The organism is Methylobacterium sp. ME121 (genome assembly GCF_000974725.1).
Classification (GTDB): domain Bacteria; phylum Pseudomonadota; class Alphaproteobacteria; order Rhizobiales; family Beijerinckiaceae; genus Methylobacterium; species Methylobacterium radiotolerans.
Map to the genome: position 1 here is coordinate 1 of NZ_BBUX01000160.1, position 1,937 is coordinate 1,937.

The following is a 1,937-nucleotide window of genomic DNA, read 5'->3' on the forward strand; positions in this document are numbered from 1 at the left end:
CTCGCATGCGAGGACCTTCTACGACCTCGTCGCGGCGCTCCACGAACTGTCGCTGTTCGACGGGATCGAGCAGGCGGACGGGGATGGGTGGACCGGCCCTGGCCCCGCCAATGGCAGCCTGCGCCTGCGCGATGTTGAGGTCGAAGGCTGCCGCTTCGACTTCGCGGTCGAGAGCGGTGAGATCCTCGCCGTGGCCGCCGACGAGGGGATCGAGCGGACGGTCGCGGCGCTCCTCGCGCGGAGGGTTCGGCCGCAGCGTGGGTGGGTGATGGTCGGCGGAGCCGACATCGCGGCGTTCAATCCGGAGAAGCTGCGGTCGGAGATCCTTGTCCTGGATCGGCCGACGCTCGCCGAGACGACCATCCGCGAGTACCTGTCGCTGGTCGAGGGTCAGGATCCGGCCACGATCCACGATTGCCTGGAGCGTGTTGGCTTGGTCGAGCGCATCCGGCGCTTGCCCTACGGCCTCGATACGCCGCTGTCCGCGTCCGGCTCGCCGCTTTCGGCGGGTGAGGCCGTCGCGCTGAAGCTGGCCGCCACCCTTCTGCAACCGCCGAAGCTCGTCGTCCTGTCGACGCTGTTCGACCTGCTTCCACCGGATCGCGTCGCGGCGGCGCTCGCAAGGTTCCGGGAGGCGGGCACGACGGTGCTGCATGTCACCCGGCGCCCCCCACAACCGATCTACGATGACCAGATCCGGCTGGGCTTGCACGGCTATGTGCGCGCCACCGAGCGTGAGGACCGGCTCGACAATGCCAAGCTGCGTGAGAGGACCCATGCTGTCGCGGCCTGAACATATCCAAAGCTTCCCGACCCTGACCTCGATCCGGCCTCCCCGCGCGGCGGCCGTCCTGGCCTGGATCATCGGCATCGGGATCTGCCTCGCGGTCCTGGTCCTTCTGTATGTTCCCTGGGTGCAGACCTCGGCCGGGACGGGGCGCGTTATCGCCCCGAACCCCGCCGACCGCGTGCAGACGGTCACGGCCCTGGTCCAGGGTCGTGTGGAGCATTGGTACGTCGAGGATGGTCAACGGGTTCGCGCGGGGGACCCTATCGCCCGTCTCGTCGACAACGATCCGTTCCTGCTGAAGCGGCTCGCGGCCGAGCGGGAGCAGATCGAGGCCGAGATCGCTGCGGCGGAGCAGGCGGTGAAGGTTGCGGAGAGCCAGGTCAGCCAGACGCGCGAGGCCGCCGACAAGGGCTTCGTGACGCGGCGCAACTTCGAGGCCGCGCAGATCCGCGTGGCGGAGCAGCGCGCGAAGCTGGCCGAGGCCAAGGCCAAGCTCAGCCGACTCGAAGTGACCGTGAACCGCCAATCGGCGCAGCTCGTTCGGGCGCCGCGGGACGGCCGGATCCTGCACATCAACGCGGCGGCCGCCGGCACGCTGGTCAACGCGGGGGAAACTCTGGCCACCCTCGCGCCGCTCGCGCCGGTCCGCGTCGTCGAGCTGATGGTCGACGGGCGCGACGTCGCCCTGATCCGGCCCGGCCAGAGCGTGCGCCTCGCCTTCGAGGGCTGGCCGGCCATCCAGTTTAGCGGCTGGCCGTCGGTGGCCCACGGCATGTTCGATGGGCGGGTGCGTGCCGTCGATCCCTCGGCGCAACAGAGCGGCCTGTTTCGCGTGCTGGTCGATCAGGACCCCGACCGGTCCGCGTGGCCCGACGCCGATTTCATCCCACTGGGGGCAAAGGTGCGGGGCTGGATCCGGATGGAGACCGTCTCTGTCGGCTACGAGCTCTGGCGCGTGCTCAACAACCTCCCGCTGGAGTTTCCGAAAACACGCTCAGATCCAATCTGAAAGATCGAGTGGGGGTCGACGATCGAGAGGAAGACGACCGCCTTTCCGGTTCTCTTCTCTGAAGCAGACCGGCGGCTTACGTGAAGAGTTTCGGGCGCCGGCAGGCGTACGAAAGTCTCCGAGGAACGAACCCGCGGG

Annotated in this window: 2 protein-coding genes; both read left to right on the top strand. The window is 68.7% G+C overall.

From position 1 onward, the window contains the following. Positions 1-793: ATP-binding cassette domain-containing protein (locus ME121_RS32650; protein ID WP_491892955.1), on the top strand; the 793-nt coding region annotated here is incomplete at its 5' end. Between the two features lie 121 nt (positions 794-914). Continuing rightward, positions 915-1,799 carry an efflux RND transporter periplasmic adaptor subunit gene (locus tag ME121_RS32655; RefSeq protein ID WP_279893187.1) on the top strand — a complete coding sequence of 295 codons (885 nt, stop codon included), beginning with the start codon at positions 915-917 and terminating at the stop codon, positions 1,797-1,799. The last annotated feature ends 138 nt before the right edge of the window (positions 1,800-1,937 follow it).